Source organism: Haloferax sp. S2CR25 (assembly GCF_031624535.1).
In the GTDB taxonomy this organism is placed as follows: Archaea; Halobacteriota; Halobacteria; order Halobacteriales; family Haloferacaceae; genus Haloferax; species Haloferax massiliensis.
The window spans coordinates 208162-227869 of the sequence record NZ_JAMQOO010000001.1 but is presented as its reverse complement, the minus strand read 5'-3'; the positions used below and the strand labels follow the sequence as shown (position 1 = coordinate 227869).

The following is a 19708-nucleotide window of genomic DNA, read 5'->3' as shown; positions in this document are numbered from 1 at the left end:
GAGTTGTCTGGTGACTGCGTGTGGTGCTGGTGCGCCATTGTGGGGACTGCGGACGTGTCTGAAAACGGTGCGGATACGCGGGACGGAGAGATGGTGTGGTAGGGGGCTATGCCCCTACAATAATGAGCGACCGAATCGCGCCGACGGCGGCGTCGCTGGCCCCGGCGTCCGGGGTCGAGCGAACCGCGTGTGCGTCGTGCGAGGTCATCGTATGCAACACGTCCGTCCCGTCGATAATAATGCTTTCGCGGCGGGCAACGATTGCACGCCGGTCGGGAGGTCGAACGCGTGCAGGGCGGTCGCCCCGTAGGGCCACAGCCCGGCGCCATCAGGCGCGGACCTCCTCCTCCGTATCGTCCTCGTGGGTGATACCCACGTCGCGGGCGAACACCTCAAGCGTCGCGTCGTCGACGCGTTCTTTCTCCGCGCCGTGGTCTTTGACGCGGCGGGTGACCTCCCGGACCTCGGCGTCCGAGGGGTCGAACCCGATATCTGCGAGGCGTTTGCGTACCGAGTGCGTCCCCGTGTGCTTGCCGAGTACGAACTCGCGGGTCGCGCCGACCATCTCCGGGGTCATGACGCCCGGTTCGAAGGTGTCGGCGTTCTCGATGACGCCGGCGGCGTGGATGCCGCTCTCGTGAGAGAAGGCGTTGCGGCCGACGACCGGCTTGTTCGCCGGGACCGGGATGTCGGACGCCGCCTCGACGACGCGAGCCAGCTCGGTTATCTTCGTCGTGTCGATGCCGGTATCGACGCCGTAGAGGGATTCGGCGGCCATGACGACCTCCTCGTAGGCGGCGTTGCCGGCGCGCTCGCCGATGCCGTTGACCGACACCTGCGCCTGCGCTGCGCCGGCCTCGAAGCCGGCCATCGCGTTCGCCGACGCCAGTCCGAAGTCGTCGTGCGCGTGCACGTCGATTCTCGCGTCGGTGTGTTCTCTGACCGTCGCCACCATGCGGGCGAAGCGAGTCGGCGTCGCCACGCCGCAGGTGTCCGGCAGGTTGATCCAATCGACGCCCGCCTCGGAGACGGCCTCGACGACTTCGATGAGGAAGTCCTCGTCCGTCCGGGTGGCGTCCATCGGCGAGAACATTACTTCAACGCCCGCGTCGCGGACGTGTTCGACACTGCGGACGGCCCGCTCGACGGCTTCCTCTCGGGAAGCGTGCATCGAGTCGGCCAACTGGACGTCGCTGGTGCTCACGAACGTGTGCACCATGTCCACGCCGGAATCCAGCGCGGCTTCGATATCCTTGTCGACGACGCGGGCCAACCCGCACGTCGTCGCGTCCGTCGAAGCAGCGATATCCGCCACTGCCTCGAACTCCGCCTCCGAGTTCACCGGGAACCCGGCCTCGATGACGTGGGTACCCATGTCGTCGAGGGTTTCGGCGATGTCGCGCTTCTCCTCGTAGCTGAACGAGGTTCGCGGTGACTGTTCGCCGTCGCGGAGCGTCGTGTCGAAGATTCGTACGTCTTCGATTTCAGATTGTTGGGCTAATGTGCCCTGGAAGAACTCGACCCGCCGGGGAACCCGACGAATCCTCCGTGTCTTTGTGAGACATCGTGTCAGTCACGTGCCCGAACTCCTATTTAAACGTTTCTCCCCGACAGTATCACGAACGTTCAGGGGGTGTCGCGTGACAACCCGCACCGACCCTAATCGACGTACATAAACGACCTTATAGTATTTAATGTCATATATTGACTTGATATGCTCGCTTGGCGTTCGAATCGCTGTACTACATAATACAATCGAATAGAGTTTAGAAACAAAATTTCGTGGCCGATGCGCGCACCGCGGACTGGACAAACGTGGATTGAAACACGACTGTCGCGTGCAACGTGATAACAATGAACCAATCGCGACGCTCGACGGCGGGCTCGCGGCCCGACCGAACCCTTTTCTCGTCGCTCGACAACCGGGCGGGTATGGGCGATTTCAATCTCAACTTGCAGACGGCCGAAGAACACCTCGACGAAGACGACGCCGAGGGCGATGTCGTCCTCGGCGTCCTCGACGGGTCTACCCCGCCCGAAGAGTGGGTCCAGTCCGTCGCCCGCGGCAACGTCCTCTTTCTCGCCATCGAAGGCGACCTCAACAAGCTCGCGTCGGGCTTCGCACGCGACGTCAAAGACATGGGCGGCCAGCTGATGCACTTCCGGAAGTTCCTCATCGTCTCCCCACCGGGCGTGGACATCAACACGGACGACCTCTGAGAGGCCGACCCGCGTTGGTCCCGCGTCCCGGCGAGCGACCGCCGACGTGAGGCGCGAGAACCGGGGGCATGGGCCGCGGGGAGAGTCCTTATGCGCCGCGAGCCCCACGATACTGACATGCCGATGAAAGGTCGCGGCACGTCCGACCTCCGCGAGATCGACCGATGGGACCACGGCGTCGGCTGGCTCGCACACCCCGACGAGACCATGCAGCGCGCCAGCCACGCCGTCGCCGTCGACGGCGACGTGTGGGTGTTCGACCCCGTCGATGCCCCCGGCGTCGACGACCTGTTCGACGAGTTCGGCGACGTGGCCGGCGTCGTCGTCGGCCTCGACCGGCACAAGCGCGACTCGGCGGCCATCGCCAACCGCCACGAGGCCCCCGTCTACGTCGCCTCGTGGATGACCGGTGTCGCCGACGAACTCGACGCGACCGTCGAGCGCTTCGGGGCCGATCTCGCCGACTCGGGCTTCGAGGCGTTCCGCCTCGTCGACCGCTCTCTCCCGCCGTGGCAAGAAGTCGGCTTCTACCACGACGACTACGACCTGCTCGTCGTCCCCGAGTCGGTCGGCACGGTGGGCTACTTCTGCGCCCGCGGCGAGCACCTCGGCGTCCACCCGATGCTCCGGCCGTTCCCGCCGCGCCGCGTGCTCTCGCGCTACGACCCCGAGCGGCTGCTCGTCGGTCACGGCGCTGGCGTGCCCGTGAACGCGGGTGACGAGCTTCGAACCGCACTCGGAAACGCCCGACGAAACCTCCCGAGCGCCTACGCCCGGGCGTTCACCTCGATGCTCTCAAACTGATGCCCGACGACACTCCCCCAAGCGACGGCGACGAACAGCCCTCCAACATAGAACCGACCGCCGACCCCACCGCTGACAACGCGGGCGAGGAGTCGGAACGACGGCGAGTTCACGTCACGCGAGGACTCGTGGACGTCCTCCTCGAAATGGGCGAAGAGGCCGAGCCGAAGCCCGCGAACGTCGTTCTCGCGCCCACGCCCGCCGGCGAGTTCGACGAGGACCTCGGGCTCGACCCGGAGACGCCGGTTCTCACCCACTTCTACATGTCCGAAGCCGGCCAGTCCGTGAGCGCCGTCTTCGGCATGGACCTCGGAACGCCCGCCGGGCGCGGCCGCGCCCGCTTTCTCACCCATCCGCAGGGTCCGTTCGAGCTCACGGAGCGCGACGACCTCGCGGCCGTGGTGCTCCTCGCCGTCCCCCCGTGGGAGCGGCGGACGCTCGCCGCCTTCGACCGCGCCGGACGGAAGTTGGAACTCGTCGTGCTCGACGCCGAACCGCCGCAGGAAGAACTCGACTGACCCGACCGTGCCCGGCTGACTACCGCAGGTAGCCGAGGTCGGTCAGCTGTTCCGCTATCTCTTGGAACTCCGACTCGGAGAGGTCCCCACCGGAGCGCTCGTGTTGGATGACGATGCTGCGCAGGAGGAACCGAACGAGGTCGCTCGTGCTCGAAAAGGTGGTTCCCTCGATGGTGTCGTCGACGCGAGCGGCCAACTCCTTCGGGATCGAGACCGTCGTGTACTCGGTCATGGCTCGACCGTGGCACCGGGCGGGGTTAACCCCAACGGTGGCGACTGCGACCGTCCGTCCGGTTTCCCGGCGCTCACCGGCGATGTCCCCGAAGGTCGGGGGTTTTTCCATTCGGGACATCGTATACACGTTCGATGGCCGCGAGACCGCCGCAGAACGATACGTCGGAGCCGAACTCAATCGAATTCGGTATCGCCGCGCTCGCCGATGATGTCGACACCGCAGACATCGACTACCCGGCAGACGCAAGCGAGATCGTGCGAGCACTCGACGACGTCGCCGTCCCGATTGACGCCGCGGGCAATACGGTCGCCATAAGCGACGCCCTCGCCGCCGCGCCCAAAGACCGATTCGACTCCCGCCGCGACCTCTTGGAGACGCTCCACCCGGTGTTCGAGGAGTTCCGCGCCAAAGCGTCGAAGAGCCTGATGGGTCGGCTTCGCTCGCTCGTCCCGTTCTAACGGCGGTCTCGGTCGAATCCCCGGTCTCGACGGCCGGCGCGAGCCGACGCTCACTCCAGTTCTTCGATGCGCTTCATCTGCTCGCGATGCAACGACAAGATGAGGTCCGACAGCACGCCGAACATCAGCAGCTGCACCCCGAAGAGGATTCCCGCCATGGAAACGACGGCGATGACCTCGTGGGAGACCGAGCGAACGACCCACTCGTAGGCGACGTAGAGGGCGAGGCCGACCCCGGTCGCAGTCGACGCGAACCCGACGCTTCCGAAGTAGAAAAGCGGGTTGTTGGTCTTGGCGCGGCGGTACAGTTCGAGAAAGATGATACCGCCGTCGCGGATCGGGTCGAGGTTCGTGTCCGAGCCGTCGGGCCGCGGATAGTAGGTCGTGGGGACGACCGTCGTCTTGATACCACGCTTCGCGCACTCGACGGCCATCTCCGTCTCGATACCGAACCCGTCGGAGGTGAGCGTCATGTCGAGAAACGACTCGCGAGTGAACGCCCGGTAGCCGCTGAGGATATCGCGGAAGTCCTGACCGTGAATGAACGCGAACGCCCGGTTGATGATGCGGTTTCCAACCCTGTTGAGCCGCGTCATCGCGCCCGGCCGCATGTCGGCGAATCGGTCGCCGATGACGTGGTCGTACCCCTCGGTGAGCGGGTCGAGCATCTTGGCGGCGTCCGTCGCTTCGTAGGTCCCGTCGCCGTCGAGCATCAGGACGTACTCGGCTGTGACGTGGTCCTCGATGGCTTCTCTGACTGCTTGGCCTTTCCCCGTCCCCGACTGAACGACGACGTGAGCACCGGCGTCTTCGGCCAGCTCCCGTGTCCCATCTGCGGAATTGCCGTCGATGACGAGGACGTTAGCGAATCCCTCGTCTCTGTAGTCTGAGACGACATCGGCGATTGTTTCTGCCTCGTTGTAGGTAGGGACGAGGATACAGACGGCGTCGGGGGTGGGCATCTTAGTGTAGGACTAATAGCTGCCGATTAAAGAGTTTCATATTCACGTCTCACAGCATACATGGATTTTTGCGAACTAGTGGTTGGAGAAATCTATCCATGATCAAAAGGAGAGGTAGCGATCTGGAACACACGCATCGGAGAAAAAATTTGGATCAGACACCATGCTGATATAAGTGATTCCCAATATTCGTGTCTTTTTGGAATTGGTACAGAGAACAAATATAATAAACTAAAATAGTTGGTTTGACGATTGAGGTCTATCAGTATTCTGAGAGTGTTCGATTTTTAATTATAACGGGATTTAGAGTGATAAAACCATATTGGCTCTTCCCAAAGAGGGTAAGCCCACTAATGATAAATCAGACAGAAGTGTTGATCATCATCCATAGAATGTCACGATAGCAGAACCAACAGCGGTGATCAACAAACCACCCAAATTAAATACAGATGTGTTTGATGGCACAATGTTCAGTGACCAGCACCAATATACAAACTACGCCCGCATATACTACTGCAACTACCACAATAATCACACTATGAATGCCGAAGAACTCGGACAAGAATTTGCGGAGAACCCATTTCTCTTCGCGGGCTATCGTGGACTTTTTGCCAATGAAAATGATGAAACTGTACCTGAGGAGAATACTCTTCCGTTTCTCCGTACAGTACTGTTTCTACCGGCTATTTTTGGGTATCTTATTTATCAAAAAGTGATGGTATCGTTGACTAGTGATGCCACCTCACCCTCCCAATACGACCACATTATCTCGATTACATCAACGAGCGAGTACCGTTCGTACACCCTAGTTGAGGTCGCCAAAGAACTCAAAGCAAAAGGAGAGGACGTTCTGTTTTTGTGCTCGCCAAGTGGTGAAGGGAGAATCGACGAGTGGCGCGAGATTACTGAAACAGTCCGCCACAAACAGCTCCACGGAACGATCAGTCTACGAACTCTTGTCAATATCCCACTCAAAAGTTTCAGAGACACATACCGCTTGAGGACAGCACTCTCAACGGAAGATATCGATAGGCGTACGTTTGTCTTTGTGTTTAACCTAATTATACTAGAGTACGTTAAGTACCACAGTATTGAGCCTGTAACATTTGGAGAGCCCAAGATACATACGTTGAAACCGATGCCTTACTTTCTTGAATCGACAAGCAGAGAGAGCATCTACGTGTATCAACACGGGACGCAGGTTGCCTACCCCGAACAAGCGTGGCCGGGAATCGAAGATGGACAGCGAGATATCGACCTCAAGGCATCGGTTCCGTACTACGTTCCACTTGCGTACTTCGTTTGGGGTGACGCGTGGAAAGAGAACTTCAAACGACTCGCTCACCCAGACTCTACTGTCGTTGTAACCGGGAGCCCTTGGTACGACAGTCTATCTTCGATGAACCAACAAGGGAGTTCGAAAAATATCGACGTCCTGTTTATCAGCCAATCACATGCCGTACTCAAATCGAAACTCACAAAGTATGAGAAAATGGTTGAGACCCTCATAGAGATCTGCGCCGAGCACGATCTCGAATTTGCAGTAAAGCTCCATCCCCGCGAAGGTATCGAATGGTACGAAGATCGGGGGATAGCGAGTTACGTCCGCCAATTCGACGACATCGATACAGCACTGCTTCAATCGAGGGTCGCGGTGACCGACACATCAACAGCGTTCATCGAGGCGAACGTTTTTGGCACACCGAGCGTTGTTGTCGACGTATCAGAACGAGGATTGCGGGACATCGGCCCCGTTAATCATGTCTACTTCCCTCGATCTCTAGATAGATTGGAGGGGAACTTGTTGAATGCATTAGATTCACGCCCGATAGATACAGGTAATCAAAAAGAGGTGGTCCGTGTAGGGGATTCTATCTCTCGACTCATACAGTGTATTGATTAAACTTCCAAAATGAGTTCTTGGAGGTTCACATTGAGGACAAACTCACTGTCTCAATAATCGCACCGGGGTTTCAACTCTGACAACAACACCGACCAAAATTTGAAACATATTTGAAACATAAAGCATCTTGCCGACCCGTTACCCAAAAGGTAATAAAACCACACACTATAGCTTAACTTTTTAAACCTAGGATGGCACAGGTCCCCATGGAATGTCAATTCGATAATGTACTATTGATTGTTTTTGACACACTGAGGGCAGACTACCTGTCATGTATCAGTAGCGAGACAGAGAACGAAACACCGAACATAGATTCGTTTGCAGAAGATAGTGTTCTTTTTAAGCAAGCGTTTGCGACAGCTCCAGAAAGTGCATCATCACATGCAACAATGTTCACAGGATTGTACCCAAGTAACCACGGAGTTGCCTGTGACACACCACAACCACCGTTACGAGGCGATGTACCCACAATTGCGGAGTGGCTAGGAAAATCCGGCTTCGACACGTATGCGATTCCTGGGCCAGCAAAAGCAGGTTCAGATTATGGTTACGACCGTGGATTCGACGAATTTGTCGAATTCTACGATGAACTTGAACTGTTGTTCACACTTGACGGATTGAAAGAATGCATTTTAGATCCGCGAATTGGACGCCATACACTGAGGGCAATAACTGATGGTCCAGACAACTATGGGCAGTTGAAGTTCGAATATGCACTTGATGCGATGTCTGGTGAGCTTGACCAACCATTCTTTTTGATGATGAATCTCACTGGATGCCACTCACCATACCGAGCTCCGAGACCCTTCATGGGAGGGGCGACGCCGAAGCTCTCACGTTCTAAATACCAGTTCATAGAAAAAATACGACAGGAACTCGGGCTGGGAGTAGGGTCATATGATGATTCAGATGTCAATCTTGAGAAGATTTGGGACTTTAACGATAGTATTGACCGTTATCTCGCAGATTCCAACTGGCTGAACGAGACAGAAGTAGAGGTCTGGAAGAAGTGGTACACAGCAGAATTGTTGTACTTAGACGAACAGTTTGGTTGGTTCATGGAAGAATTCAAAAAATTGAATGTTGCTGACGATACAGCCATCATCTTCACCGCGGACCATGGCGAACTGCTAGGAGAACACGACTTAGTATACCACAATAATTTTTTGTTCGACGAACTCCTACATGTACCGCTAATTATCTCCGGCAAAGAGATACCATCGGAAGTGAGGAATGATCTGTGTTCACTTGTCGACTTATTTCCGACAATCTGTGATTTGACTAACGTAGAGCCTCCGACGTTACTTGACGGAGAATCAATCTTCAACGGTCATGAGCGTTCCTACGTATTTGCAGAAATTGGTAAACGGGACATTGGTCTGAACTACAATAAGGATTACATGAATCCAGAACGAAAAGAATACTTTGACGCCGGAAAAAAATGTATCCGAGATCACAAGACAAAATATATGTACTATTCTAATGGAGAACGGGAGCTTTACGACATATCTGGCGGAGAGACACTAACTGACGAAGAAGATTCTTCGGAATATCACAGAGAACTTCTTTCTACTCTGGGTGAAGAGTTCCAGAAGCCCAGTGAAGAGTCGGTTGAATTAAAAGAATCAACTATCACTCACTTAGAGAATCTTGGATACAGGTAAACGAAAGAAGACCGAGACCGAGTTTCACATTGATTGTCCGAAACTTTCGGATAGTGGAAATATACGTTAAGATATTTAACCGATACTGATCGAAACTGATATCATTCTCAGATAGTCTGTGCAGTTGAAATCAATTTCAAGGAACATTTTTATTGACTAGTTCGGAAACTTTAGAGGCCCTTTCAGCTACTTTGTCATCTTTGCCACTTTCCACTCCATCAATTGCACGACGAATTATCTTATCGATATCTGAGTCAAGGTTAAATGGATCATAAACGCGCTGGTTCAGATCCAGATGTTCAACTAAACCCTGTATCTTATGCGTATTCCCACCAAACAAAACTAGTGTTGCACCACCTCTCGCAGCGAATATACTAGGATGCCATCGGCCACCCACATACGCAGAGGCATTCCCGATGAGGTCAATAGCGTCTTTATATGATGCATCCACTGGAACCAATGGAACATCATGTGTCTCGCTAATCTGCTGTAAAAACTGTTCATCAGCGCGGGCTGAGCTCGTTAGAATAACTTGTGTTGCTCGATCTAGTTGTTCGACGATATCTCCGATATCTTCACTGGGATCAAACGATGGTTTGAGATTGAACGCCGAACTGCCACCAACTGCTACATATGGGTCGCTTGGGTCGAGATCAACTTCTCGGTTGCTCAAGGTAGGAATTGCTCCACTAGAGATTGCATTAATTACATCCCGCCGGTTTCGGGTTGGTTCAAATAGAAATGCCGCATCTGCAGAAAGTACAGAACTAACTTCAACATCGTCAGGGAAATGTCGAAGAGACACAGGTTCCCGGAAGGTGACGGTGTCAAAATTTGGATAGACTTTTTTTGCGATCTTTTCGATGACCGGATCGTCAAGTTCGACTGAATGATTGACTAAGTGGGTTGGGTTCCCTAACGCCGAAGAGAGGTAGCCGATGTAGAGCAAGAAGCGAGCCTGTCGTTGACATCCATGGATACTACCTTCCCCATTTATCACAACGTGGTCAACAGCAGTAATTCGGTCAACGAGTTCTTTGTGCCGTTTACCACTAATCGCTTTCTTGACCATTGAATCAAGTTCTGATGCCGCGGTTGGAATGTCATCAAACCACTCTTGTGGTAAGATAACTCTTCCGCGGTTATATGATGTCCCGAATCCGCGATTAATGCCAAATATTCCCAAACGGTACACCGATCGAAGAACAGTCTCTAGGTTCGGGACCCGAATCCGTGGGCATGAGTTCGATATCTCATCTAGAAAAATCGTGTCAGTTATCGAATGATTTGATGTCTTCAGAACACTTCTCAGTGCTGCGGTAGTTGCCTGAGAACCCCAATTTTCTTCGCGAGAAGTGTCTGATACGAAAAGTACATCCATAAAATAGTTACACCGTACAGCAATAAAAATCGTTTTGTTACACCGGTCTATAAGGGTTCAAGATGTTTATTTAATCCCCTCGCTCATCAGATCGTGGACATGGAGGACCCCACAGAATTTGCCGTCGCGTTCGACCACGAGTTGTGTGACATTTCGGTCTTCTAGAAGTTGCAACGCGGCCACGACAGAATCGGTTGGGCTAACCACGATGGGGTCACTGGTCATGACTTCTCCAGCGGTCGTATCATGAAAGTCAAGACCAGTTTCGACGAGTCGTCGAAGGTCACCATCAGTAATGACGCCCGAAATTTCACCGTTTTTGTCGGTGATGACAGCGATTCCTTTGCCGCCTTCGCTCATCTTATAGACTGTTTCGACGAGCGAATGGGATTCCGAAACTGAGTCGATATCGTCGCTCATCACGTCTTCGACGGTGAGGAGCAGTCGTTTTCCAATAGTGCCCCCTGGATGGAAATTCGCAAACTGTTCCTCGTCGAAGTTACTGAGGAACATGACGATGTTTGCGATGGCATCGCCAATTGCCATCGTCACCGTGGTACTCGTCATTGGAACTAGGTCAACAAACGCTCCCTCTTCGTCTACTTTCGTATCGATATGAACGTCAGAAAATTGACCTAATTCGGACTCTGGATCTGATGTAATCGCGATAGTTGTCGCTCCAAATGAATCGGCAAAGTATGCTAAGTCAACGACTTCAGAGGTGTTTCCGCTGTTTGAGATTAGAATGACGACGTCATCTTCAGATATCACCGCCAAATCGCCATGTTGCGCTTCGACAGGGTGGATAAAGAATGACGGTTGACCAATACTGGTCAATGTTGACGTGATTTTCTTCGAGATATCGCCAGACTTCCCAATACCGGTCACAATGACGCGACCACCACTGTCGTGAATTACATTAGCGGCGTCCACAATATCCGAAAGGGAGTCTGAGTCAGCGAGTTTCGCTAACGCGGCGCTTTGGGTACGGAGCGTCTCAACAACGAGTCGTTCCATTTCAGTTTTTGATTTGCTCATCGATGGCTTTGACTGTCCGAAGGGTTTTTTTGGCTTCCTCAAGTGGCATCTGGGTCGCCGAGTCACTTTTCGCCGATTCTGGGTTTGGATGTGCTTCCATGAACAGTCCTGCAACACCGACTGCTGTCGCGGCCCGTGCAAGTGGGAAAGCGAACTCTCTGTTCCCGCCAGTCGAATCACCACGGGCACCCGGCCGTTGGACTGAGTGTGTGGCGTCGAAGACGACCGGCAGACCAGTCTGTTTCATCACTTCGAGGTTTCGCATGTCTGCGACGAGATTGTTATATCCAAACATCGCACCGCGTTCACAAAGCATCACGTCTTCGTTCCCTTTTGACCTGGCTTTCTCAACGACGTTCCCCATCCCTTCTGCTGAGAGAAACTGTCCCTTTTTGATGTTGAGCGGAACGCCTGTTCGTGCTGCTTCGACGATGAGATCCGTCTGCCGGCATAAAAATGCAGGAATCTGAATCACGTCGACGACTTTCGACACTGGCTGTGCCTGTTCTGGTGTGTGAATGTCGGTCAATACAGGGACGTCGAGTTCTGACCGGACATTATCGAGGATTTCCAATCCCTTTTCGAGACCTGGTCCTCTATACGATTCGACAGAGCTTCGGTTCGCCTTGTCGAATGAGGATTTGAACACGTACCCGATGTTCAATTCGTCTGTTATTTCTTTGAGTTTCCGGCCAACTTTGAGCGCGATCTCTTCTGATTCCAGTGCACACGGGCCACCAATCAAGAACAGCGGATCATCATTCGAGACGGTGAAATCAGCAATATCAATCTTCATCGACTTACCTCATAGATATTTTTCCACGCGTTGAATATCTTCCGGGACATTCACTTCTGCACCAAGGTATTCGACTTCCACAGTCTGAACGTCGTAACCGTTCTCCAACAAACGGAGTTGTTCAAGATCCTCTTGAGGTTCAAGAGAGGATTCAAGTTCTGTGTACGTGAGAAGCTGCTCTTTAGTAAATGCGTACAGTCCAACGTGCTTCCATGCTTCGTCGACCGTTGCACGTGATGGGATTTTTGACCGTGAGAAGTAGAGTGCACGACCCGAGGAATCGACAACGACTTTGACGGCGTTCTCATTTGTTAGTTCTGACTCTGACTTGATAGTCGTAATGGGCGTCGCAACACTAACCGGGTTCGACCGGAGTGCTTCAACCGTTTCATTGATGACTTGGGGAGTGATAAGTGGTTCGTCACCCTGAATATTGACAATGACCCCCGCATCCACGTTTGTGGCAACTTCTCTGACGCGATCAGTCCCGCTTCCGTGGTCTGAGGAAGTCATCATCGCAGACCCACCAAACGATTCCACAGCCTCCACAATTCGGTCGTCATCGGTAGCGACCACAATTTGGTCGATTGAATCTGCCTTCTGCACCTGTTCGTACACGCGCTGAATCATTGGTTTCCCACCAATATTTGCAAGAGGTTTTCCTGGGAAACGAGTAGAGGCATACCGCGCAGGGATAACACCAAGTACAGGAGCATCGTCTACTCTGAGCGTGTCTAATAGCTCACGCACTGCACCTTCACCACCGTTTGCAGCCGTAACAATATCGGCGAATTCCCTAACCTCTGAGACTGCATCAGCAGGCGCTGCAGAGATACCCGCTTGATCCATCGCTCCCACGTCGCCTTTTTCATCAGTCATAAAGACGATGTCATCAAGAGAAACTCCAAATTCGTCAGCCAATTCAGGGATTTTAGATTCCTTGTCACTCACATCTTGAACGACAGTTTCAACACCGAGTTCACTTGCACGTCGTTCTAATAATTCAGAACTTCGACCGGTGAGAAACGCAATATTACCACCGGAAGAGATCCAATGGCTTATTCCATAGCCGTCTTTGACATCGAAAGATTTGAAAAGTTCACCTGATTGACTGATGTTAATCCGTCCATCAGTGAGGACACCGTCAACATCAAGCACAACGAGTCGGTTCATTGAGAATCAGTCCATACTCGGGTCGTGAAAATGTATCGGTCGACCAATGTAGTTATCTAGTATAGTCACAGAGATAACTAGCGATTCAGAACCGACTAATCGAGATCATTCTTATATGCTATTTAGTGGCCCGTAGTGCTTCCGGATCTGGTCGAGATATCTCAAGTTCGCGCAACGGCTCTATTATTGACTGTGATTTAGAATGGGTAGAGTTTTTGTTTCGGTAGCGGCCACGAACATACTATGCAGATACTCGTGACGGGTGGTTCAGGATTTATTGGCAGCCATCTGGCTGAATACTTCGTTAACGAAGGTCACGATGTGGTCGCGCTTGACGTTTTGGATCCCTTCTACAATCTCGAACTTAAGAAGCGGAACCGCAAGGTTGCTGAGCGTAGTGCTGAACAGACGAACGGGACTTACACGTTCGTCGAGGGGAGTGTCTTAGATACTGACCTCGTTGGAAAGTTGGTCTCAGATGTCGATGCTGTCTTTCACCAAGCAGCACAGGCAGGCGTTCGAAATAGTGTGAATAATCCAACAAAGGTGCACGAAATAAACGTCACAGGGACGATGAACTTGCTCGAAGCCGCACGGGATACGGAACTCACCCGGTTCGTCAACGCAAGTTCATCATCTGTATATGGGAAGCCGAAGGTGTTGCCGTACGATGAGGAACACCCGACAGAGCCAGTCAGCCCATATGGTGCCTCGAAATTAGCAGCGGAACACTACACGAGAGTCTATCACGAAGTGTACGGGCTGCCAACCGTCTCACTCCGCTATTTCACAGTCTATGGGCCACGGATGCGACCAAACATGGCGTTCACAAATTTTGTATCTCGGTGCATTCATGGAGAATCACCAATAATTTTCGGCGACGGGTCGCAGACGCGGGACTTCACTTACGTAGAAGATATTGTCGACGCCAATGCACGTCTCCTAGAATTAGACGACGCCGATGGCGTCGTGCTTAACATAGGCAGCGGCGACCGAATCACGATCAACGAACTCGCCAGGTTCATTCGAGACGAGATCAACTCCGACATCGACATCAGATACGAAAGTTCGCGAGAAGGGGATGCAAAACACACCCACGCTGATATTAGAAAGGCGAACAAACTCCTTGGATACGAACCAACCGTCTCAATTAAAGAGGGGGCACGCCTGTTCGCTGACTGGTATCGAAACAACGTTGATTGGTACGACGCGCTCGTTCGGCAGTCTTAATCAGAGGTTTCGAAGCCACGTGTCGGAGACACGAATAGTCAAAGTAGAAGGCTAAAATACGAAAATTTTTGACTAAGATTTAGATCATCGACGCATCAGATTCACCAAAAGATAGATCACGCCGGTACCGATCTTCTGCACCACGATGAGCAACAACGGGCTGAGTGTCCTTCATTTAGTAACTTCGGAGGAAATTTTTTTTCAATACCAGATAGATGTCTTAGAAGGGAAGGGAGTCGAGTGTACGGTTCTTCCGGTTCCCGGTCAGGATCAGATAGACGGAGATATGGGGGTGAAGCGGGGGGTTAAAGAGTATCTCAAGTATTTCCCAAAAGTAAGACGGCAACTCCGTCGAGGGGAGTTTGACCTAATCCACGCGAACTATGGGTTGACAGCACCGTTTGCAGTTACGCAATTTAGCCTTCCGGTCGTCCTAACCCTGTGGGGTTCGGACGTAATTGGGTTCGACGGATTCGTGACGAAGACGTGTGCCTGGCGGTGTGATGCCGTGACTGTCCGAAGTAAAGAGATGCGTGAGCTGCTGGGTCGGAACGATGCGCACATTATCCCAAGTGGAATCGATATGGAGCGGTTTCACCAGATCGACAGAGAAGAAGCCCGAAAGCGTGTTGGGTGGGATACCGACGAGGTACACGTCTTGTTTCCGTACTCTCCAGAGTACAAGCGAAAAAATCATCCACTTGCACAGTCAGTCGTCGAAGGTTGCCAAAGCGAACTTGGCAGAGAAATACAGCTTCAAACTATTTCTGGTGTCCCGCACGACGAAGTCGTGTACTATCTCAATGCTTCCGACGCAGTACTGGTCACATCAGACCATGAGGGCTCACCGAACACTGTCAAAGAGGCGCTCGCGTGCAACGTCCCCGTGGTGTCCACAGATGTCGGTGATGTGAGAGAGCGGTTAGATGGGGTAACCCCGTCAGGAGTCGGAACGACGAAAAAAGAACTTATCCACTTGTTGCGGACGGTTATTGAATCAGGAGCACGGTCGAATGGTCGTGAGAAAGTGAGAGAAGTGAGTTGGGACCGGATTGGGGACCGATTAATCGATATCTACAGAGGTGTCCTCAATAACGGATAGAGTGAAACTCATCTCTCTGCCGAGTTCGTCATACACGCTCACACCCGAGTACGGTGGTCATCGAAACCAAATACATAGAAGCACTTACCTAGGGTCAGTTGGAAGCGGAGAAGTAACGGTTACACCCAAAGAGATGTACTCACTTTCGCAAATTCGAAAAGGGATCAAGTGGGGTCTCGAAAGTCCGTCTCTCGTGTTTCGAGAAGCGAACCGTGTTTATTACGGCGTTCGAAAAGGATTCGACTACAATCACGATGGAACCGCTGTCCTCGATGAAGATTGGGACACTCTGATCGTTCTCGATGCCTGCAGGTACGATATGTTCTGCGAGGAGAGCACCTTCTCGGGACCAATCGAAAAGCGGCAATCTCGGGGGTCGCACACGTCTCAGTTCATTCGGGGGAATTTCGACGGACGGACACTCCACGATGTCGTGTACACGAACGGTTCACCGCAACTGGAAAAACGACGCGACGAGATTGATGTCGAATTTCACGCAGTGAGTAACATATGGAATTCTAGTCGGTGGAACGATGACGTAGGGACTATTCTTCCAGAGGATATGACTGATGCGGCAATCGAAGCCCATCAAGAGTATCCAAACAAACGCCACATCGTCCACTACATGCAACCACATTATCCATTCCTCGGTTCTGACATCAACAGAGGGACGAACTGGAAAGAACGTGGGAGATTTGACCTCTGGGACCAACTGATTCGTGGTCGGTACGAGGTTTCACCGGAGAAAGTCTGGAATGCGTACCGAGAGACACTTAGGAGAGCACTCCCTGCAGTACAGGAGTTGTTAGATGAAATTGACGGTCGAGTTGTCGTCACTTCTGACCACGGAAACATGATCGGTGAGCGAGCTTCACCGATTCCGGTCAAGGAGTGGGGGCATCCAATAGGGATATACACGGACGAACTCGTGACTGTTCCTTGGAATGTCCACGACGATGGGACTCGGAGGGAGATCAAGGCGGAGAGACCTCAATCTTCCGAGAATTCCGTAGAAGATACAGTCGTCACTGACAGACTTCAAGACCTTGGATACGTTTGAATCAAGGTGAAAAAATCGAACCAGAGCGATGTCTGCTTGTTTTTCGACAGACGTTCGTTGAACGTCGGTTCATCTCGGCGACTTATTTGCCGTCACATCCATGTGAACAAGAAAGAAACTGTAAGGGCTAACCGATACGTACTGACGATTCACGAGGCGAGCCAAAACTAATGGATAAACTGCGCCGAGCAACGGAAGTTGTTCATCGACACGGTGTAAGAGCACTGCTCAGGAAATCACTGGGTTACGCGTTGCCATACGCTTGGACGCAATTAATCTCACTACTACTTGCAGTCAACATCCATCGGAGTTCAAAAGTATCGGTGAGTGCTGAGTTCAAAGGTACCGATATCACCGTCGGCAAAAAGTGTAAACTCCGGTCAGGAGCAAAGTTAATCACCTACGGTGGGAGGATTTCCATCGGAGATAATTGCACAGTGAACCCATACACAATCTTATATGGACAAGGCGGACTCGAGATTGGGGACGGTGTACGTATTGCTGCCCACACGACGATTGTTCCCGCAAATCACGTCTTTGACGATCCTGACACGTACATCTACAAGCAAGGTGAAACCAGAGAGGGAATCGTGATAGAGGACGACGTCTGGATCGGTGCAGGCTGTCAAATCTTGGACGGAGTGACGATTGGTGAAGGGTCAGTTATCGGCGCAGGCAGTGTCGTCACTGAATCGCTTCCGGCGTATTCAGTTGCTGTCGGGAACCCAGCAAGAGTGATCAAATCCCGTTGAAACAATAATGTCCGTGAAGATCCCACTAAGTCCAGTAGGTGGTCCATCCGGTAGCGTCCAAATACAACCGCCTCACCGAAGCGTCAGCGTGAGACTTCTGTTGCACATCGAAACCTCGGTGAATCAATGGACACTTCTAAACGGCATTCACGCTGAGTAGAATAGTATGCGAATTGGTCAAACGTCGTTTATTTTCTTTGTCTCAAAATTAGTCGCCTCACTGTTGGGGTTCGTAGCAACCATCTACTTTGCACGTACTCTCGGACCTAGTGTGTTAGGATATTATGCGTTGGTAGTCTCGCTCGTTGCGTGGATTGAACTCGGGGGGCGTAGTTTTTCTACTGCTGTAAAGAAGCGAATTAGCGAAGCTACCGATCCGAATCAATATTTCACTGCTGGAGGTACAACGTTGGTTTTTGTTGGATCGCTTGGAATCCTGCTGATACTCGTTTTTCAATCTCAGGTGAACAATTACGTCGGAGAGAACGTTGCGCTGTTCGCGGCAGCGCTACTCGTTGCCAACCTCCTCTATGCATTTGTAAGTGCCGTTCTAGAAGGAGAACGTCAGGTTCACATCTCCGGAATACTCGTACCACTGCGTACGGGAATCCGGAGTGCCGTGCAGATCTTTCTGGTGTTGTACGGCTTTCAACTTGTGGGGATGCTTGCGGGATATTTCATTGCAGGGATCACCACAGGGATTATCGGGCTTGCCTATATATCGTCCAGATTTGAAATGCCGAAGAGACATCATTTCAGGAGTCTGTATGACTATGCTAAGTTCTCTTGGCTTGGAACATTAAAAGCAAGGACGTACAACGATGTAGACATCCTTGTACTGGGCGCATTGACATCTTCGGGGTTCGTCGGGATATACTCAGTTGCATGGGGTATATCGAAGTTTATGGCGGTTTTCGACAGTTCCTTACGATCTGCACTCTTCCCAGAAATTAGTAAAGCGAAAGTCGAAAACAACGAGCAAATTGCCGGAAAGCTTGTGTCGGATTCTCTCCGATATAACGGATTTGTCTCTATTCCAGGAATGTTCGGTGGAATAGTTCTCGGCGATCAAATACTGCAGATATACGGTCCAGAGTTCGTCCAAGGGACAACAGTTCTCAACTTATTGATTTTGGCAACGGTCATCTACGGATATCAAACGCAGCTTACGAACGCAATTGATGCGTTAAATCGTCCAAAGATCTCCTTCAATATCAATTTTATATTCATCTTAACAAATGTCGTTCTAAACATCTTGCTAATATCCACCGTCGGTTGGGTTGGTGCAGCAGTTGCAACTGTCCTCTCAGCATCGTTGGGCGTGGTACTCGCTTTCCGAGCCCTTACAAATTTACTAGAATTTGGAGTTCCAGTTAATGAAATCGTTTACCAAGTTGGCTCGGGACTCTTAATGTCGATTGTCGTCATCACCTTACAGGATGTCTTGGTGACCACACAGATTGTGGATAGACCGACTGTGAGACTAGTTATCCTCATAACGACTGGAGCAGCAGTGTACTTTTTGACGTTATTATCTATATCCCGGGATTTCCGTGAAACAGTAGATTCGAATCTCCCGTTTAAAATCCCATTCGTCAATTAGATCTATTCAAAGTAGGAGTGTGCGTGTATAAACCTATCCATCTCTGTTCAGATCAGCAGAGAACCTATTAGTATCCTTGATAATATGCTCTGTATATGCAAGCAGTCGTTCTCGCCGCTGGCAAAGGGACTCGCCTTCAGCCTCTCACCGATGACAAACCTAAGGGTATGGTTGAAGTTGACGGCAAACCTATCCTCACACACTGTTTTGACCAATTAGTCGAACTCGGAGCGGAGAAGCTCGCTGTCGTCGTCGGATATAAAAAAGAGATTATCATCAGCCATTATGATGACGAGTACCGTGGAGTTCCCATTACCTATGCCCACCAGCGTGAACAGAAGGGTCTTGCACACGCCCTCCTAACTGTGGAAGACCACGTTGACGAAGATTTCATGCTCATGCTCGGCGACAACATCTTTAACGCCAACTTGAGCGACGTTGTCAAGCGACAGCGTGAGGACCGCGCAGATGCTGCTTTCCTCGTCGAAGAGGTGGAGTGGGACGAAGCCTCCCGCTACGGCGTCTGCGTGACCAACGATTACGGAGAGATTACAGAGGTTATCGAGAAACCCGAAGAGCCACCGTCGAATCTCGTGATGACTGGATTCTACACGTTTACCCCTGCAATCTTCTACGCGTGTCACCTCGTTCAGCCATCGAACCGTGGCGAGTACGAGATTAGTGAAGCAATCGACCTGCTCATCCGCTCCGGGAGAACGATTGACGCGATTCGTATCAACGGTTGGCGGATGGACATCGGCTATCCAGAGGACCGAGAAGAGGCAGAGCGGCGTCTCCAATCGGAGTAA

19 protein-coding genes are annotated in these 19708 nt (G+C 52.1%); 12 read left to right on the top strand and 7 right to left on the bottom strand.

All coding sequences use genetic code 11. The annotated features are described in order from the left end of the window. Positions 1 to 328 precede the first annotated feature (328 nt). On the bottom strand, positions 329 to 1573 hold the full coding sequence (locus tag NDI65_RS01105; protein ID WP_226908746.1) for a 2-isopropylmalate synthase: 1245 nt from the start codon (positions 1571 to 1573) through the stop codon (positions 329 to 331). A 359-nt stretch (positions 1574 to 1932) separates the two neighbouring features. Here NDI65_RS01105 and NDI65_RS01100 point away from each other — a divergent pair, with 359 nt between their 5' ends. From NDI65_RS01100 to NDI65_RS01090, 3 genes are all read left to right on the top strand, one after another. Next, entirely contained in the window at positions 1933 to 2220 is a 288-nt protein-coding gene (locus NDI65_RS01100) for a DUF5779 family protein (RefSeq protein WP_310893189.1), read from the top strand. A gap of 117 nt (positions 2221 to 2337) precedes the next feature. After that, the gene (locus NDI65_RS01095; protein ID WP_042663835.1) at positions 2338 to 3024 is read left to right on the top strand and encodes a hypothetical protein; all 687 of its coding nucleotides are present in this window, start codon (positions 2338 to 2340) and stop codon (positions 3022 to 3024) included. Next, positions 3024 to 3542, top strand: a complete 519-nt coding sequence (locus tag NDI65_RS01090) for a hypothetical protein (protein WP_089777860.1) — start codon at positions 3024 to 3026, stop codon at positions 3540 to 3542. Before NDI65_RS01095 ends, NDI65_RS01090 begins: the two co-directional genes overlap by 1 nt. Before the next feature lie 19 nt (positions 3543 to 3561). On the opposite strand, the gene NDI65_RS01085 is transcribed toward NDI65_RS01090, so the two are convergent. Next, positions 3562 to 3774, bottom strand: coding sequence for a ribbon-helix-helix domain-containing protein (locus NDI65_RS01085; RefSeq protein WP_042663834.1), 213 nt, complete (start codon positions 3772 to 3774; stop codon positions 3562 to 3564). A gap of 134 nt (positions 3775 to 3908) precedes the next feature. Here NDI65_RS01085 and NDI65_RS01080 point away from each other — a divergent pair, with 134 nt between their 5' ends. Beyond that, positions 3909 to 4235, top strand: coding sequence for a hypothetical protein (locus NDI65_RS01080; protein ID WP_007273686.1), 327 nt, complete (start codon positions 3909 to 3911; stop codon positions 4233 to 4235). Positions 4236 to 4285: 50 nt separating this feature from the next. Here the strand turns inward: NDI65_RS01080 and aglJ are convergent, their stop codons facing one another. Beyond that, the gene (aglJ, locus tag NDI65_RS01075; protein ID WP_310893186.1) at positions 4286 to 5197 is read right to left on the bottom strand and encodes an S-layer glycoprotein N-glycosyltransferase AglJ; all 912 of its coding nucleotides are present in this window, start codon (positions 5195 to 5197) and stop codon (positions 4286 to 4288) included. Positions 5198 to 5735: 538 nt separating this feature from the next. Between aglJ and NDI65_RS01070 the strand changes: the two genes are divergently transcribed. Together NDI65_RS01070 and NDI65_RS01065 are read left to right on the top strand one after the other, a co-directional pair. Then, positions 5736 to 7100, top strand: a complete 1365-nt coding sequence (locus tag NDI65_RS01070; protein WP_310893184.1) for a hypothetical protein — start codon at positions 5736 to 5738, stop codon at positions 7098 to 7100. Between the two features lie 191 nt (positions 7101 to 7291). After that, positions 7292 to 8764, top strand: coding sequence for a sulfatase (locus NDI65_RS01065; RefSeq protein ID WP_310893182.1), 1473 nt, complete (start codon positions 7292 to 7294; stop codon positions 8762 to 8764). Positions 8765 to 8900: 136 nt separating this feature from the next. Here the strand turns inward: NDI65_RS01065 and NDI65_RS01060 are convergent, their stop codons facing one another. The 4 genes from NDI65_RS01060 to kdsB form a co-directional block, all read right to left on the bottom strand. Further along, entirely contained in the window at positions 8901 to 10145 is a 1245-nt protein-coding gene (locus NDI65_RS01060) for a polysaccharide pyruvyl transferase family protein (protein WP_310893181.1), read from the bottom strand. Positions 10146 to 10211: 66 nt separating this feature from the next. Further along, positions 10212 to 11183 carry a KpsF/GutQ family sugar-phosphate isomerase gene (locus tag NDI65_RS01055; protein ID WP_310893179.1) on the bottom strand — a complete coding sequence of 324 codons (972 nt, stop codon included), beginning with the start codon at positions 11181 to 11183 and terminating at the stop codon, positions 10212 to 10214. After that, positions 11164 to 11979, bottom strand: coding sequence for a 3-deoxy-8-phosphooctulonate synthase (kdsA, locus tag NDI65_RS01050; RefSeq protein ID WP_310893178.1), 816 nt, complete (start codon positions 11977 to 11979; stop codon positions 11164 to 11166). The genes NDI65_RS01055 and kdsA overlap by 20 nt, the downstream gene beginning before the upstream one ends. Before the next feature lie 9 nt (positions 11980 to 11988). Beyond that, a complete protein-coding gene (kdsB, locus tag NDI65_RS01045; RefSeq protein ID WP_310893176.1) occupies positions 11989 to 13152 on the bottom strand; it encodes a 3-deoxy-manno-octulosonate cytidylyltransferase in 1164 nt (387 codons plus the stop codon). 243 nt (positions 13153 to 13395) lie between these two features. Here kdsB and NDI65_RS01040 point away from each other — a divergent pair, with 243 nt between their 5' ends. From NDI65_RS01040 to aglF, 6 genes are all read left to right on the top strand, one after another. After that, positions 13396 to 14382, top strand: coding sequence for an SDR family oxidoreductase (locus NDI65_RS01040; protein ID WP_310893174.1), 987 nt, complete (start codon positions 13396 to 13398; stop codon positions 14380 to 14382). A 145-nt stretch (positions 14383 to 14527) separates the two neighbouring features. Then, on the top strand, positions 14528 to 15484 hold the full coding sequence (locus NDI65_RS01035; RefSeq protein ID WP_310893173.1) for a glycosyltransferase: 957 nt from the start codon (positions 14528 to 14530) through the stop codon (positions 15482 to 15484). Position 15485: 1 nt separating this feature from the next. Next, the gene (locus NDI65_RS01030) at positions 15486 to 16544 is read left to right on the top strand and encodes a hypothetical protein (RefSeq protein WP_310893171.1); all 1059 of its coding nucleotides are present in this window, start codon (positions 15486 to 15488) and stop codon (positions 16542 to 16544) included. A gap of 323 nt (positions 16545 to 16867) precedes the next feature. Continuing rightward, positions 16868 to 17296 (top strand): acyltransferase, encoded by a 429-nt coding sequence (locus NDI65_RS01025; protein ID WP_310893169.1) that lies wholly within the window; start codon positions 16868 to 16870, stop codon positions 17294 to 17296. Positions 17297 to 17462: 166 nt separating this feature from the next. Beyond that, on the top strand, positions 17463 to 18899 hold the full coding sequence (locus NDI65_RS01020; RefSeq protein ID WP_310893168.1) for a flippase: 1437 nt from the start codon (positions 17463 to 17465) through the stop codon (positions 18897 to 18899). Between the two features lie 95 nt (positions 18900 to 18994). Then, a complete protein-coding gene (gene aglF, locus NDI65_RS01015) occupies positions 18995 to 19708 on the top strand; it encodes a UTP--glucose-1-phosphate uridylyltransferase AglF (protein ID WP_310893166.1) in 714 nt (237 codons plus the stop codon).